The following is a 15,474-nucleotide window of genomic DNA, read 5'->3' on the forward strand; positions in this document are numbered from 1 at the left end:
CGAGGCATTCACAGGCTATGTGCTCACCCACGATCCCTGTGGGAGCGAGCCTGCTCGCGAAAAGGATTCAGGCCGCGCTGGAGATGTCTTTGGGAAGACGCTGATCGATGACCTGATAAAGGGCACTGCCTTCAGGCCAATTACGCATGAACCGCGCCCGATCCCGCGCATATGCCGGTGCATAACTGCCGAGCGAGCCGTGCTGGCACATCGAGTCGAGGTCGATCAACGCCCAGCGATCCTGCTGCCAGAACAGGTTATGACCCTTGAAGTCGCCATGGCTGATACGCAAACGAATCAGCTCGGCAAACAGATGATCCAGCGCCGCCAGTTCGGCCTGGGGTGCGTCACCGCTTTCAACATAGGGCGCAAAACGCTCGATGATGTCCGGCCCCGGTAGATACTCGGTGATCAAGTACGCCCGGCTGCGCAGCCACAGGAAACGCTTCTCCAGCAACGCCAGCGGCTTGGGCGTGGCAATCCCGAGGAACGCCAGGCGATTGCCTTCGCGCCACGAATGCCAGGCCCGGCTCGGGCGCCAGAAACGCTTGAGCCAGTGGGCAACACCCTTGATGTTGTAGCGCTTGATCACCAGCGTGCGGCCATCCACCTCGACCTTGCCAACACTCGCCGCGCCGCCGGTCTTGTACAGATGCCCCTGATCGAGCAAGGCATCGGCCTGCTCCAGCACCGGTACCATCGACGCCTCTTCCTCGCGGCGAATCGCCCGCAGTCCGAAGGCCCCGCGCTGGACGCTGAACAGCGTGCACTCGCGGCCGACCTTGATCAGGTAGTCCTTGAGACGCCAGTTGCGGACCTTGTCGATCTGCTTCTGCAGCGCCTCCATGGGCAAGGCGTGCTCGCCGTTGCTGAGCAGGTAATACACCAGCAACTCTTCAATGAAGGGCTCGATCGACTTCGGCAACTGGGCGAAGAACACCCCGAGGTTTTCCAGGACTTTCTGCCGCGACAGCGGCTGGCCAGGCGTCTCGCCGCAGATACCGGCACCATCGATCAGGTACAGGCGGCCGCCCTGGCGCAGTAGATTGTCCAGGTGCAGGTCTTCCTGCCACAGGCCCCTGCGATGCATCTGACCGATCGCACCCAACGCCTCGGCCAGCACCGCCCCTTGTCCATCGGACAGTACGGGCTGCTGCTCAACCTGTTTCCAGGTGTCGCCCAGGCTTTCGGCATGCTCAAGGAAATCAAACAGCAGCCAGCCACCCTCGCCGTCTTTCAGGCCGTCGGCCAACAACTGCGGCGTGGTCAGGCCCTGGTCGGAGAGCAGGCGCACGCCGTCCAGTTCACGCTGAAAATGCCGTGCAGCCTTGCTGCCGACCAGCAACTTGGCCAACACCGGCCGGCCACGCCAGACACCGGCACCGACATAACGCTGCCCCGGCAATACCCGCAAAAGGCTCAACAGTTGCAAATCGGCGGGGCCAGCGGCATCGGCCAGCGAAACGCTCAGCGGCAAAGCCGGATGGCGGCCAGCGGATTTCAAGTCGGACAAACGCATCAACGTGGCCCCTTTTGGCTGCGCCGTGCGGTCAAGCGCTGCAGCCAGCTGTCGATCAGCGAACTGTCCTGCGGCTGATCCAGATAGGCCGCCAGCAATTGCCGCAGCTGCGATTCGCCCCACTCGGGCGCGCGGCGCGTCAGCGGTTCCAGGTCCTTGATGCGGTCACGCTGCCCGTACAGCAGCGGCCGGGTCTTTTCCAGGTCGATCAATTGAGCCTGGTAGCCGTGGCCGGTGGCACGCATGAAAATGTGCTTGGGATAGAAACACCCGTGCACCTGGCGTGCAGCGTGCAGTTGCCGGGCTAGTTCGCCACTGGCCTTGAGGATTTCCGAGTGCTGCTCAGGGCTCAATTGAGCCCAGCGTTGCAACAGCGAGTCGAGATCGTCCCAGCCGTCCAGGGCGCGGGTCAGCAGGATCGCGCGGACTTCGCCATTGACCTTGCGCTGCCCGTAGAACACCGCTTCCAGCGCTGGAATACCCAACTTCCGATAACGGGAGATGTTGCGAAACTCGCGGGCGAAACTCGGCTCGCCGAACGGCGCGCGCAAGGTGCGGGTCAGGTAGTTGCTTTGGCGCTTGAGGTAGTAGCCATGACCTTCCAGATCCAGCCGAAACACACTGCTCCAGCCGCCGCGACCGGTGTTGGGTTCGTCCACCGCATCGAGCTGTTTGGCCCAGAGTGCCTCGAACGTGCCGAGTCCATGGCGCTCAAGCAGCGCACGGTCTTCAGCGGCCAGAAAATCAGTCATTCGCGTCCCTCGAAAAATCTCACCACGTGCCGGATGCGTTTCTTGTCCGCGGCGTTGAGCCGGGTCCGGTTGCGGTATTGCAGGTAAAAGCGCAGGCGCTGGGTAGCCGACAGTTGATACTTGGCGACCTTGTCCAGGCACGCCAGATCCTTGGTGATGCGGTACTTGAGCCAGAAACCGCGCCAGAAATCGCCGTTGGGGCAATCGATCAGAAACAGTCGAGCCTCATCGTCGATCAGCAGGTTGCGCCACTTCAGATCATTATGGGTGAAACGGTGGTCGTGCATGGTCCGGGTGTACTGGGCCAACTGACGACTGACGGCATCGACCCAGGCGCGATCCGACAGTTTCGGATCGCGTCGCTCAGCCAGTGCCGACAAGTCTTCGGTACGCGGCAGCTCCCGGGTAATCATCGCGCCGCGAGCGTAGGCGGCACCGCGCCGCTCCAGCCCCCAGGCCACCACTTCGGCCGTGGGAATGCCCCACTTGGCGAAGCGCTTGAGGTTCTGCCACTCCATCTTCACCCGAGGCTTGCCGAGGTAACGCCGCAAGCCTTTGCCGGCACCCACGTAGCGCTTGACGTAATAGTTGACGCCATTGCGCTGAACGCGAATGACCTCGGAGAGCAGGTCCTTGGTCAACTGCTCACCCTGAAGTGCAAACACCGCCTCAAGGCTGCCAAAGTCCTTTGCCAGATCGCTGTAGGCCGGCTCCAGTTTCCAACCCGACATCAGAGCGCATCCCCGTATCGCTGTTTACGTTCGTAGAGCTTGTTGGCCTTGCCATCGAGCCAGCTCAGCAGCCCGGCTTCTTCGCTCAGGATCTGCCGCAGCGGTTGCTGGAAATAGCCCTTGAGAAAACGCAGTTTGTCGCGGCGGGTCAGGCCGATGTCCAGGGCAGAAAAGTACAGGGCGGCCAGATCCTTGTTGCGCCAGCGCGAGGTGATCGCCGGACGGGTCTGGGCGCGGTGCAGGTCGATCACCGAAAGCTTGAAGTCGTCAGCGGTCACCGGTTTGTCGGTGTGCAGCAGGAAATGGCAGATGTAGCAGTCGCGGTGATTGACCCCGGCGCGGTGCATCATGCCGGTCATACGTGCGACTTCGGCGATCAGCGCGCGCTTGAGTTTTGGCTCGGGCGGCTGCTTGACCCAGTTGACGCTGAAGTCTTCGAGGCTGACGGTGGGCGCCAACTCTTCGGTAACGATGAACGAGTGCTGGTCGGCCGGGTTACTGCCCTTCTCGCCATACGCGACGGCGGTCATGGTCGGCACGCCGGCTTCCTGCAGGCGCTGAATGGCCTTCCATTCCTGACCGGCACCCAGCACCGGGAGCTTGGCAGTGAGCAGGTTCTTGAAGATCTCGCCCCAGCCGATGCCTCGGTGGATTTTCACGAAAAACCCATTGCCGTCGACTTCCGTGCGCAATGTCCGGCGTGCTTCCAGCTCGCGGTAAACCTCGCCCTTGAGCCCCTCGACTTCGGCGAACGGGTCGCGTCCGGCCCAGAGGCTCTTGAACGGTTCAGCCAGCATCAACTTCATTTAGCGTGCTCCGCCAGAATCACATCGGCCGCGTGTTGCGGCATGCTGTAGAGGTCGGCCGTTTCGGCGAAGGCCAGACCATTGCGGCTCCAGGCCGCCCTTGCTTGAGCGTCGTTCAACATGCCGGTCAGGTATTGCGTCAGCTGCGCCTGATCGAAGGGTTCGTCCAGCACCAGGCCAGCGTCGGCCTCGGCGATGTAATGGGCGTACCCGCACACCGCGCTCACCAACACCGGCAAGCCGGCCACCAGTGCTTCGAGCAGCACGGTGCCGGTATTTTCGTTGTACGCCGGGTGGATCAGCAGATCGGCACCCAACAGGAAACGCGGGATATCGCTGCGCCCCTTGAGGAACGTGACGTTGTCGCCCAACCCCAATGTCGCGCTCTGCATCTGGAATAACTTGGGGTCATCCTGGCCAATTACAAACAGTCGGGTGCGCTTCCTCAGCTCGGCAGGCAATGCCGCCAGTGCCTTGAGGCTGCGGTCCACACCTTTGGTCTTGAATCCGGAGCCGATCTGCACCAGCAGCAGTTCGTCGTCCTTGAGGTCGAACTCAGCGCGGAACCCGGCGCGAATCTCATCAGCATCGGTCGGTCGGCGACGGTCCTGGGCGATACCCGGTGGCAGCAGATGGAAACGCTCCAGCGGTGTGTCGTAATGCTTGATGAACAGCGGTTGCTGGACTTCGGAAATCATCAACACTTCGGTCTTCGCATCCTTGGCGAACACCGCACGCTCGTATTCGGCGAAGTGGCGATAGCGGCCCCAACGGCGATACAGCGAGTTGCGCAGGTTCTGCGCCTTGTCTTCGAAGCAGCCGTCGGCGGCGTAGTAGACGTCCAGGCCCGGCATTTTGTTGAAGCCGATCAGGCGGTCGACCGGGCGCTCGGCCAGGTCGGCCTCCATCCATTCGCTGAGCTTTTCGTTGCGTCGATGGTTGAAGAACGCCTTGACCGGCGCCACCAGCACTTCGAAGCCCGGCGGAACGTCGCCCTCCCAGATCAGCGTGTAGACGCGAATCTGATGGCCGCGCTTCTGGCACTCCAGGGCAATGCGCATGAAGTCGCGCTGCAAGCCGCCAAACGGAAAATATTTGTACAGGACAAATGCCAATTGCATCAGCGCAGCTCCTCAGCCATTAACAACGTGCTCAGTCGGCTGGCGACACGCTCGGGGTTCAGACGCGTGAAGCACAACGGCCACTCGCGTTTCAGGTCAAATTGACGGGCATCTTCGGCCGTCGGTTGATAGGTGCATTTCTTTTGCAGGCACGGCGCACACGGGAAGTCGCTGGCCAGGTGAATCTGCACTTTGCCGTAGGCGCCGGTCAGGCCCGGATTGGTCGGACCGAACAGCGACAGCGTCGGCACATCCAGCGCGGCGGCCAGGTGGCCCAGGCCGGTATCCACTGCCACGCAGGCTTGCGCGCCGGCCAGTACCTTGCCGACACCGGCCAGGTTCAGTTTGGGCAACACTTCGGCGTGTTTGAAACCGGCAGCAATGCGCTCGGCGCGGGCTTTCTCCAGGGCATTGCCCCAAGGCAGCTTGACCCCGACGCCCAGGTAGCCGACCCGTTCGGTCAGCTCGCGCCAATAGGCTTCGGGCCAGTGTTTGGTGTCCCAGGTGGTGCCATGCAGAAACACCACGTACGGGTTCTTGCGCGGCAATTCCACCAGGCGCTCGACATTCAGACCGTAGTCGCCCATGCCTTTTGGCAAGTCATAGCCCAAGGCGATGGCGAACAACTGACGCACCCGCTCCACCGCGTGCTGCCCACGGGCAACGGCCAGACGCCGATCGTAAAAACGCGCAGCGATGGGCTCGCGCGCCGAGCTTTTATCGAGGCCGGCCACCGGTGCCTTGACGTAACGGGTCAGCCAGGCGCTTTTCAGCAAGCCTTGGGCGTCGATCACCAAGTCGTATTTCGTGGCGCGCACGCTTTGCTTGAAGCGCTTCCACTCACCGCTCTTGATGGTCTGCCAGATGTTTTTGCGCCAGCGACGGATCGCCACCGGAATCACCTTGCCCACCGCCGGATGCCAGGTCGGGATTTCGGCAAAGCCTTCTTCCACCACCCAGTCGAACTGGATGCCGGGAATCGCCCGCGCCGCATCGGTCAACGCCGGCAACGCATGAATGACGTCGCCCAGCGAAGAAGTCTTGATCAACAGAACCCGCAAGCTATTTGACCTCGACCGGAGTGCCTTGCAACCGCTGCAAGGCTTCGTTCACCGCCTGCGGCATGAGCTGGCGCAGGCAGTTGTAATGGCCGAAACGGCAGGTGCGATCGAAGCACGGGCTGCACTCGATGCCCAGGCGTACGATTTCCACGTGCTCGGCCAACGGTGGCGTGAAACCCGGCGACGTCGAGCCGTAGACCGCGACCAGCGGGCGGTTCAGCGCGGCAGCGACGTGCATCAGGCCGGAGTCGTTGGAGACCACCGAATCGGCACAGGACAGCAAGTCGATGGCTTCGGCCAGCGAGGTGCCGCCGCTGAGGTTGACCGATTCTTCGCGCAGGCCGGGAATCAACCGTGCGCGGATGTCTTCGCCCACGGCGTGGTCGTTTTTCGAACCGAACAGCCAGACTTGCCAGCCTTCACGGATCTTCGTTTCGGCGACCTTGGCGTAATGCTCGGACGGCCAGCGCTTGGACTCGCCAAACTCGGCGCCGGGGCACAGGGCCAACACCGGACGGTCGAGGGCCAGGCCGAACTTGGCCAGCGCCGCCTCGCGGGTGACCGGGTCGATCTGCAGCGTCGGACGCGGATAGGGTTTTGGCAGCTCGACGCCCGGCTCGTAGGCCAGGGCCATGAAGCGCTCGATCATCAGCGGATAACGATCCTTATCCAGCGTACGCACGTCATTGAGCAGGCCATAGCGGAACTCGCCACGCCAGCCGGTGCGTTTCGGAATGCCGGCAAAGAACGGCACCAGCGCCGACTTCAGGGAATTGGGCAACAGGATCGCCTGGTCATACTGGCCGGCCAGGGATTTGCCGATGCGCCGGCGCGTCGCCAACTCCAGCACGCCATGACCGAGCGGAAAGCTCAAGGCCTGGCGAACTTCGGGCATGCGCTCAAGAATCGGCCGGCTCCACTCGGGGGCCAGCACGTCGATTTCGCACTGCGGGTGGCGTTGCTTGAGACACTGGAAAAGTGTCTGCGCCATCACCATGTCACCGACCCAACTGGGCCCAACGATCAGAATTTTCATGTGGTTTCCATAAACGAACCGGGGAGGCCTACGCCTCCCCGCCTCGAGAATCTCTGCGGGAGCATGGCGGCTTGCGATGGGTCATCACCTTCAACATTGCTGTCGACTGTCACTCCGCTATCGCGAGCAGGCTCGCTCCCACATTGGGTATTGGCGTACCTCGATCTGCCCGACACTGCAGATCGACTGTGGGAGCGGGCTTGCTCGCGAAGGGGCCATCACATTCAATATCTCTATCGACTGACACTCCGCCTTCGCGAGCAAGCCCGCTCCCACCTTTGAATCTTGTCGCTGCGACTGACGCGTTTCAGCGTAGCCCCAGCTCACGCCAGATCCGCATGACCTGCTGCCGTTCGTCCGCGAACTGGTCGGCCGGTATCACCCCCGGGTTCTTCTGCAGAGCCTGTCGGTGGGCGGCGGAACGGTACGCTTTATACGCTTCACGCAACAGGCTGGCATCTTCGACGGGCATCAGCCCTTCGTGCTCCAGCTCTTCCAGAATGCGGATGTTGTCGGTCCAGCGCAGCAATGGCGGGTGTGTTTCGGACCACGCCAGGGCCGCGTATTGCACCATAAATTCGATATCGACGATACCTCCGGCGTCCTGCTTGATATCGAACGGCGCCGTGGCTTCGAAGGCATTTGCCCCGGTGCCGGCCGCCGTGCTCTTGCTGCCGAGGTTATCGCGCATCTTGGCGCGCATCTCGCTGACCTCCTGGCGCAGGGTCGGCAAATCACGCGTCTTGCCCAATATCGCGGCGCGGACTTTCTCGAAGGCCTGGCCGACGTCCTGACTGCCCACCAACACCCGCGCCCGCACCAGCGCCTGATGCTCCCAGGTCCAGGCTTCGTTCTCCTGATAACGGGCAAACGCCCCCAAAGAACTCACCAGCAAACCTGACGCACCGGACGGCCGCAGACGCATATCCACTTCATACAACTGCCCGGAGTTGGTCTGCGCCGTCAGCAGGTGAATGATCCGCTGCCCCAGCCGGGTGAAAAATTGCGCGCCGTCGATGGGTTTTGGCCCATCGGTTTCAGCTTGCGGATCACCGTCGTGGATGAACACCAGGTCCAGGTCCGAACCATGCCCGAGTTCCAGGCCGCCGACTTTCCCATAACCGACAATGATGAAGCCGGGATCGCACAAGGTGCCATCGGTGCGCAGGGGCGTGCCGTACTTGGCCACGGTCTGTCGCCAGGCCAGTGCGAGCACCTGTTCCAGAATCGCTTCGGCGAGCCAGGTCAGGTAGTCGCTGACTTTCATCAGCGGCAGGCTGCCGGCGATTTCCGAAGCGGCCACCCGCAAGCGGTGCGCCAGTTTGAAGTGACGCAGCGCTTCCATTTGCTGCTCGAGGTCGTCCTCGGGAATCCGCGTCAGGCGCTCGCGCAACTCGGCTGCCAGTTCTGGCGCCAATGGCGGCTTGAACAGTCGGCCTTCGTTGAGCAATTCGTCGAGCAGCAGCGGGAAACGGGTGATTTGCTCGGCGATCCACGGGCTCGCGGCGCACAACGTCAGCAAACGCCGCAAGGCGCCAGGGTTCTCGGTCAGCAGCACCAGGTACGCGGAGCGACGGGCCACGGCTTCAACCAGCGGCAACACGCGTTCCAGCACCAGATCCGGATTGGCATGCTCCACGGCCTGCGCCAGCAAACGCGGAATAAACGCATCGAGGCGTTCGCGTCCCAGACGCTGCATCGCCCGCAATTGCGGACTGCTGCGCAGACCGGCCAAGGCTTTCAAGGCCTTGGGGGCATCCTTGAAACCACCCTCCTCCAGCTGGCGGCAAGCGGCCTCATCGTCCTGAGCCTCTTCCCACAGCGGCAACCACTCGCCGCCAACCACCACTTCGCTTTCGGCGCCCTGCTCTTCGTCGGGATCGGCGATCACCTGCCCGAAGTGCCAGGCTACCCGGCCACGCCAGTACATCAGTTGTTCGTGGAATGCCGTCCAGTTGGCGAAACCCAGCATAAAGGCAATGCGCGCCTGATCCTGCTCGCCATCGGGCAACATTTGCGTCTGACGGTCAGCGATCGCCTGAATCGCGTGTTCGGTGTAACGCAGGAATTCGTAGCCTTCGCGCAGCTCACTGATCACGGCCGGCGGCAGATAACCCTGACCTTCCAGGGTGCTCAGCACCTTTAATAGCGGGCGCTGCTGCAAGCTCAGGTCGCGGCCGCCGTGGATCAGTTGGAACGCCTGGGCAATGAACTCGACTTCACGAATACCGCCAGAGCCGAGCTTGATGTTGTCGGCCATGCCCTTGCGCCGCACTTCCTGCTGGATCAACTGCTTCATGGTGCGCAGCGCTTCGATGGCCGAGAAGTCCAGGTATCGCCGGTAAACGAACGGCCGCAGCATGTCTTGGAGTTGCGCGCCAGCCACCTGGTCGCCGGCCACCACCCGCGACTTGATCATCGCGTAACGTTCCCAGTCACGACCCTGGTCCTGGTAATACTGCTCCAGCGCGTTGAAGCTCAGCACCAGCGCGCCCGCCGAACCGTAGGGGCGCAAGCGCATGTCGACGCGGAATACAAAGCCGTCGACGGTCATCGGGTCCAGGGCCTTGATCAGCCGCTGACCCAGACGAATGAAGAATTCCTGGTTATCCAGCGCGCGCTTCACACCGACGGTTTCGCCGCCCTCGGGATAGGCGAAAATCAGGTCGATGTCCGACGACAGGTTCAACTCCACGGCGCCGAGCTTGCCCATGCCGAGGATGACCATCTGCTGCGGCTCGCCGCTGCGCCGCCCGGTTGGCACGCCGAATTGCTGGCAATGCCGCACGTACAACCATTGATAGGCCTGATCGATGCTGGCATCGGCCATGTCTGAGAGGTCGCGGCAGGTCTGGATCAAATCGGCCTGGCGGGTCAGGTCGCGCCAGATGATCCGCACCTGATGGCGCGCTCGCTGGCGGCGCAGGGCACGGCCAAGCAGATCGTCGGTCTCGGCCGTGCTCACGGCGGCCGCGATCTGCGCGCACAATTCACCGGGCACGTAGCTGCGGTCCAGCTCACCGGACTGCACCAGCTGCAGCAACATCAAAGGGTCACGAACAGACTGTTCAATCACGAAATCGCTGGCGGCGGTGACGCGGGCAAATTGCGCCCAGCGCTCTGGCGACCAGGCAGACAGCCCGTGATCATCGTCCAGAGTGGCGACGGCAGCCCGGAACGACTGCTCGGCGCGGGTGACAAACGGCTGGAGAATGGCGGGCAGTTCGGCAAGCGAAGGGAGGCTCATGGTCTATCCTTGATCGGCGTACAACGGACTGCATGTAGTGGTTTTCGAAAACCCACTACCTGAAGGAGTGTCGAACAAAAGTTAGAAATAGCTGAAATTTCTTTTATTTTGGCAGCCAGCATCAAGCTTTTACCTTTTTTAGTTGGAAAAAGACCAACCTTAACGATTATTCTCACAACGCAGCCGGGGGCCACAAGCCGCTCATCTGTAGTTTTACTACTCGTATATACATTAGACGGGCTGAAATGCCGGAAGATTTGTAGTAAAACTACACGCCGCCGGAACAACCTGTCGGCAATCCAAGAATTCATAACGTCTGCCCACAAGGCCAGTCGCTAACTCAGGCAACCGATTCTGGTAGCCTTTCCGCCCTGGAGCAAGCCATGCAAGACCTCGATCCCGTCGAAACCCAGGAATGGCTGGACGCCCTGGAATCGGTTCTCGACAAAGAAGGCGAAGACCGTGCTCACTATCTGATGACCCGTATGGGTGAACTGGCGACCCGCAGCGGTTCGCAGTTGCCTTACGCCATCACCACGCCTTACCGCAACACGATCCCCGTTACCCACGAAGCACGCATGCCTGGCGACCTGTTCATGGAACGCCGCATTCGCTCGCTGGTACGCTGGAACGCGATGGCCATGGTGATGCGTACGAACCTGAAGGATTCTGACCTCGGCGGTCACATCTCCAGCTTCGCTTCCAGTGCGACCCTGTATGACATCGGCTTCAACTACTTCTTCCAGGCCCCGACCGACGAACACGGCGGCGACCTGATCTACTTCCAGGGCCACACCTCGCCAGGCGTTTACGCCCGCGCATTCATGGAAGGCCGCATCACCGAAGACCAGATGAACAACTTCCGCCAGGAAGTCGACGGTCAGGGCCTGTCGTCCTACCCGCACCCTTGGCTGATGCCTGACTTCTGGCAGTTCCCGACCGTATCCATGGGTCTGGGCCCGATCCAGGCGATCTACCAGGCACGCTTCATGAAGTACCTGGAACACCGCGGCTTCATCCAGCCAGGCAAACAGAAAGTCTGGTGCTTCCTGGGCGACGGCGAGTGCGACGAGCCGGAATCCCTGGGCGCGATCTCCCTGGCCGGCCGCGAGAAGCTGGACAACCTGATCTTCGTCATCAACTGCAACCTGCAGCGCCTCGACGGCCCGGTTCGCGGCAACGGCAAGATCATCCAGGAACTCGAAGGCGTGTTCCGCGGTGCTCAGTGGAACGTGACCAAAGTCATCTGGGGCCGTTTCTGGGACCCACTGCTGGCCAAGGATGTCGACGGCATCCTGCAACGCCGCATGGACGAAGTCATCGACGGCGAGTACCAGAACTACAAAGCCAAAGACGGCGCGTTCGTGCGTGAACACTTCTTCAACACGCCGGAACTCAAGGCGATGGTTGAAGACCTGTCCGACGACGAGATCTGGAAACTCAACCGTGGCGGCCACGACCCGTACAAGGTCTACGCGGCGTACCACGAAGCGGTCAACCACAAGGAACAACCGACCGTCATCCTGGCCAAGACCATCAAGGGTTATGGCACCGGTGCCGGCGAAGCGAAGAACACCGCGCACAACACCAAGAAAGTCGACGTCGAAAGCCTGAAGTTGTTCCGCGATCGCTTCGACATCCCGGTCAAGGACGACGAGCTGGAAAACCTGCCGTTCTTCAAACCGGAAGAAGGCAGCGCCGAAGCCCGTTACCTGAGCGAGCGCCGTACCGCACTGGGCGGTTTCGTGCCACAGCGTCGCGCTCACAGCTTCAACATCCCGACTCCGCCGCTGGACACCCTCAAGGCGATCCTGGACGGCTCGGGCGACCGTGAAATCTCCACCACCATGGCCTTCGTGCGGATCCTCGCGCAACTGGTCAAGGACAAGGAAATCGGTCCGCGCATCGTGCCGATCATCCCGGACGAAGCCCGTACCTTCGGCATGGAAGGCATGTTCCGTCAGTTGGGCATCTACTCCTCCGTCGGCCAGCTCTACGAGCCAGTCGATAAAGACCAGGTGATGTTCTACAAGGAAGACCAGAAGGGCCAGATCCTCGAAGAAGGCATCAACGAAGCGGGCGCCATGAGCTCCTTCATCGCTGCCGGTACTTCGTACTCCAGCCACAACCAGCCGATGCTGCCGTTCTACATCTTCTACTCGATGTTCGGCTTCCAGCGTATCGGTGACCTGGCCTGGGCCGCTGGCGACAGCCGCACCCGTGGCTTCCTGATCGGCGGCACCGCCGGCCGTACCACCCTGAACGGTGAAGGCCTGCAACACGAAGACGGTCACAGCCACCTGCTGGCTGCCACCATCCCGAACTGCCGCACCTACGATCCAACCTACGGCTACGAGCTGGCGGTGATCATTCAGGACGGCATGAAGAAGATGACCGAAGAGCAACAGGACGTCTTCTACTACATCACCGTGATGAACGAGTCGTACCAGCAGCCAGCCATGCCGGCCGGTGCCGAAGAAGGCATCAAGAAAGGCATGTACCTGCTCGAGGAAGACAACCGCGAAGCGGCGCACCACGTTCAGCTGATGGGCTCCGGCACCATCCTGCGTGAAGTCCGTGAAGCCGCGAAGATCCTGCGTGAAGAGTTCAACGTCGGCGCCGACGTGTGGAGCGTTACCAGCTTCAACGAACTGCGTCGCGACGGCCTGGCCGTTGAGCGCAGCAACCGTCTGCACCCTGGCCAGAAGCCTAAGCTGAGCTATGTCGAAGAGTGCCTGAACGGTCGCAAGGGTCCGGTCATTGCCTCTACCGACTACATGAAACTGTTCGCCGAGCAGATCCGTCAGTGGGTACCGTCCAAGGAATTCAAAGTCCTGGGCACCGACGGTTTCGGCCGCAGCGACAGCCGTAAGAAACTGCGTCATTTCTTCGAAGTCGACCGTCAATTCGTGGTGTTGGCAGCCCTGGAAGCACTGGCTGACCGTGGTGACATCGAACCTAAGGTTGTGGCCGAGGCCATTGCCAAGTTCGGTATCAACCCGGAAAAACGCAACCCACTGGACTGCTGAGGAGAGATTCTGTGAGCGAACTCATTCGCGTACCTGACATCGGCAGCGGTGAAGGTGAAGTAATTGAACTGTTTGTGAAGGTCGGCGACCGTATCGAAGCCGACCAGAGCATCCTGACACTTGAGTCGGACAAGGCGAGCATGGAAGTGCCTGCGCCGAAGGCCGGTATCATCAAGAGCCTGAAAGTGAAGCTGGGCGATCGCCTGAAAGAAGGCGACGAACTGCTGGAACTGGAAGTCGAAGGTGCCGCAGCGCCAGCCCCTGCGGCTGCCGCTGCGCCGGCTGCCAAGGCTGAAGCCAAACCGGCTGCTGCCCCTGCCGCCGCTCCTGCTGCTGCGCCGGCTGCCGCCAGCGTTCAGCAAGTGCACGTGCCGGACATCGGTTCGTCGGGCAAGGCCCAGATCATCGAGATCCAGGTCAAGGTCGGCGACACCGTCGCGGCTGATCAGTCGCTGATCACCCTGGAATCCGACAAGGCGAGCATGGAAATCCCGTCGCCTGCCGCTGGCGTGGTCAAGGCCATCAGCGTCAAGCTCAACGACGAAGTCGGCACCGGCGACCTGATCCTGGATCTGGAAGTGGCAGGTGCTGCGGCACCGGCTGCCGCCCCGGCCCAGGCTGCCGCTCCAGCTGCTGCCGCCGCGCCTGCACCTGCACCTGCAGCAGCTCCGGCTGCACCGGTTGCCGACAGCGTCCAGGACATCCACGTTCCGGACATCGGTTCGGCGGGCAAGGCCAAGATCATCGAAGTCCTGGTCAAGGCCGGAGACACCGTTGAGGCCGACCAGTCGCTGATCACCCTGGAATCCGACAAGGCCAGCATGGAAATTCCATCGCCAGCCGCTGGCGTGGTGGAAAGCGTTTCCATCAAGCTCGATGACGAAGTCGGTACTGGCGACCTGATCCTCAAGTTGAAAGTCAAAGGCGCTGCACCGGCTGCTGCTCCGGTACCTGCCGCTGCGGCTCCGAGCGCTCCTGCTTCGACTCCAGCCGCTGCTGCACCGGCCGCCGCACCTGCTGCCCCGGTTGCCGCTCCAGCCAAGCCTGGCGCAAAAGTTCACGCCGGCCCTGCCGTGCGTCAACTGGCCCGCGAGTTCGGCGTCGAGCTGAGCGCCGTCGGCGCCAGCGGTCCGCACGGTCGCATCCTGAAAGAAGATGTGCAGGTTTACGTCAAGGCCATGATGCAGAAGGCCAAGGAAGCACCGGCCGCTGCTGCCGGCGCAACCGGTGGCGCGGGCATCCCGCCGATTCCGGTCGTGGACTTCAGCCGCTTCGGTGAAATCGAAGAAGTGCCGATGACCCGCCTGATGCAGGTCGGTGCTGCCAACCTGCACCGCAGCTGGCTGAACGTGCCGCACGTGACGCAATTCGATTCGGCGGATATCACCGAACTCGAAGCGTTCCGTGTTGCCCAGAAAGCCGTTGCAGAGAAGGCCGGCGTCAAGCTGACCATCCTGCCGTTGCTGCTCAAGTCCTGCGCACACCTGCTCAAGGAACTGCCGGACTTCAACAGCTCGCTGGCACCAAGCGGCAAAGCGATCATCCGCAAGAAATACGTGAACATCGGCTTCGCCGTCGACACCCCGGATGGCCTGCTGGTACCGGTCATCAAGAACGTCGACCAGAAGAGCCTGCTGCAACTGGCTGCCGAAGCCGCTTCCCTGGCTGAAAAAGCCCGGACCAAGAAGCTTTCGTCGGACGAGATGCAAGGCGCTTGCTTCACCATTTCCAGCCTCGGCCACATTGGCGGCACCGGCTTCACGCCGATCGTCAACGCGCCGGAAGTGGCGATCCTCGGTGTTTCCAAGGCCACCATCCAGCCAGTCTGGGACGGCAAAGCCTTCCAGCCGAAACTGATGCTGCCACTGTCGCTGTCCTACGATCACCGCGTGATCAACGGCGCCGCTGCTGCACGCTTCACCAAGCGTCTGAGCGACCTGCTGGGCGACATCCGCACCATGCTCCTGTAACACCGATCGGCCCTCCTTCACCGGAGGGCCGATCGCGTTCCACGTTTCCGAGCGCCACGCTCGTACCTCAACCCCGCCAATTTGGCGGGGCTTTTTTTGCCTGAACTTTTACTTAAGACGCCTTCCTACATTTGTGGCTGATATTGCCCACAAACCCAATCCATTTCTGCCAGATATTTTTTCGAGTTAAATAATTAGCCTT

At 61.7% G+C, this 15,474-nt stretch carries 10 protein-coding genes; 2 read left to right on the top strand and 8 right to left on the bottom strand.

All coding sequences use genetic code 11. The annotated features are described in order from the left end of the window. Positions 1–67: 67 nt before the first annotated feature. The 8 genes from KW846_RS15580 to glnE all read right to left on the bottom strand — a co-directional run bounded on the left by KW846_RS15580 (position 68) and on the right by glnE (position 10,273). The gene (locus KW846_RS15580; RefSeq protein ID WP_218483230.1) at positions 68–1,519 is read right to left on the bottom strand and encodes a lipopolysaccharide kinase InaA family protein; all 1,452 of its coding nucleotides are present in this window, start codon (positions 1,517–1,519) and stop codon (positions 68–70) included. After that, on the bottom strand, positions 1,519–2,271 hold the full coding sequence (locus KW846_RS15585; RefSeq protein ID WP_218483233.1) for a lipopolysaccharide kinase InaA family protein: 753 nt from the start codon (positions 2,269–2,271) through the stop codon (positions 1,519–1,521). The genes KW846_RS15580 and KW846_RS15585 overlap by 1 nt, the downstream gene beginning before the upstream one ends. Next, positions 2,268–3,002: a lipopolysaccharide kinase InaA family protein gene (locus KW846_RS15590; protein WP_218475957.1), complete on the bottom strand. Its 735-nt coding sequence runs from the start codon at positions 3,000–3,002 to the stop codon at positions 2,268–2,270. Before KW846_RS15590 ends, KW846_RS15585 begins: the two co-directional genes overlap by 4 nt. After that, complete coding sequence (rfaP, locus tag KW846_RS15595) at positions 3,002–3,808, bottom strand: lipopolysaccharide core heptose(I) kinase RfaP (protein ID WP_218483235.1); 807 nt, start codon at positions 3,806–3,808, stop codon at positions 3,002–3,004. The genes KW846_RS15590 and rfaP overlap by 1 nt, the downstream gene beginning before the upstream one ends. Continuing rightward, a complete protein-coding gene (locus tag KW846_RS15600; RefSeq protein WP_218483238.1) occupies positions 3,805–4,929 on the bottom strand; it encodes a glycosyltransferase family 4 protein in 1,125 nt (374 codons plus the stop codon). Before KW846_RS15600 ends, rfaP begins: the two co-directional genes overlap by 4 nt. Beyond that, positions 4,929–5,990 carry a lipopolysaccharide heptosyltransferase I gene (gene waaC / locus KW846_RS15605; protein ID WP_218483240.1) on the bottom strand — a complete coding sequence of 354 codons (1,062 nt, stop codon included), beginning with the start codon at positions 5,988–5,990 and terminating at the stop codon, positions 4,929–4,931. The genes KW846_RS15600 and waaC overlap by 1 nt, the downstream gene beginning before the upstream one ends. A gap of 1 nt (position 5,991) precedes the next feature. Continuing rightward, entirely contained in the window at positions 5,992–7,026 is a 1,035-nt protein-coding gene (gene waaF, locus KW846_RS15610) for a lipopolysaccharide heptosyltransferase II (RefSeq protein WP_218483243.1), read from the bottom strand. A gap of 307 nt (positions 7,027–7,333) precedes the next feature. Then, the gene (glnE, locus tag KW846_RS15615; RefSeq protein WP_218483245.1) at positions 7,334–10,273 is read right to left on the bottom strand and encodes a bifunctional [glutamate--ammonia ligase]-adenylyl-L-tyrosine phosphorylase/[glutamate--ammonia-ligase] adenylyltransferase; all 2,940 of its coding nucleotides are present in this window, start codon (positions 10,271–10,273) and stop codon (positions 7,334–7,336) included. Positions 10,274–10,656: 383 nt separating this feature from the next. Here glnE and aceE point away from each other — a divergent pair, with 383 nt between their 5' ends. Together aceE and aceF are read left to right on the top strand one after the other, a co-directional pair. Then, entirely contained in the window at positions 10,657–13,302 is a 2,646-nt protein-coding gene (aceE, locus tag KW846_RS15620; RefSeq protein ID WP_116580741.1) for a pyruvate dehydrogenase (acetyl-transferring), homodimeric type, read from the top strand. A gap of 11 nt (positions 13,303–13,313) precedes the next feature. After that, complete coding sequence (gene aceF / locus KW846_RS15625) at positions 13,314–15,272, top strand: dihydrolipoyllysine-residue acetyltransferase (protein WP_218483247.1); 1,959 nt, start codon at positions 13,314–13,316, stop codon at positions 15,270–15,272. Positions 15,273–15,474 lie beyond the last annotated feature (202 nt).

Origin of the sequence: Pseudomonas sp. PDM32 (assembly GCF_019219225.1) — a bacterium.
Lineage (GTDB): Bacteria > Pseudomonadota > Gammaproteobacteria > Pseudomonadales > Pseudomonadaceae > Aquipseudomonas > Aquipseudomonas laurylsulfatiphila.

Coding starts and splice junctions, on each gene's coding strand:
- KW846_RS15580 (WP_218483230.1), bottom strand. CDS start 1,519: ATGCGTTTGTCCGACTTGAAATCCGCTGGCCGCCATCCGGCTTTGCCG.
- KW846_RS15585 (WP_218483233.1), bottom strand. CDS start 2,271: ATGACTGATTTTCTGGCCGCTGAAGACCGTGCGCTGCTTGAGCGCCAT.
- KW846_RS15590 (WP_218475957.1), bottom strand. CDS start 3,002: ATGTCGGGTTGGAAACTGGAGCCGGCCTACAGCGATCTGGCAAAGGAC.
- rfaP (WP_218483235.1), bottom strand. CDS start 3,808: ATGAAGTTGATGCTGGCTGAACCGTTCAAGAGCCTCTGGGCCGGACGC.
- KW846_RS15600 (WP_218483238.1), bottom strand. CDS start 4,929: ATGCAATTGGCATTTGTCCTGTACAAATATTTTCCGTTTGGCGGCTTG.
- waaF (WP_218483243.1), bottom strand. CDS start 7,026: ATGAAAATTCTGATCGTTGGGCCCAGTTGGGTCGGTGACATGGTGATG.
- glnE (WP_218483245.1), bottom strand. CDS start 10,273: ATGAGCCTCCCTTCGCTTGCCGAACTGCCCGCCATTCTCCAGCCGTTT.
- aceE (WP_116580741.1), top strand. CDS start 10,657: ATGCAAGACCTCGATCCCGTCGAAACCCAGGAATGGCTGGACGCCCTG.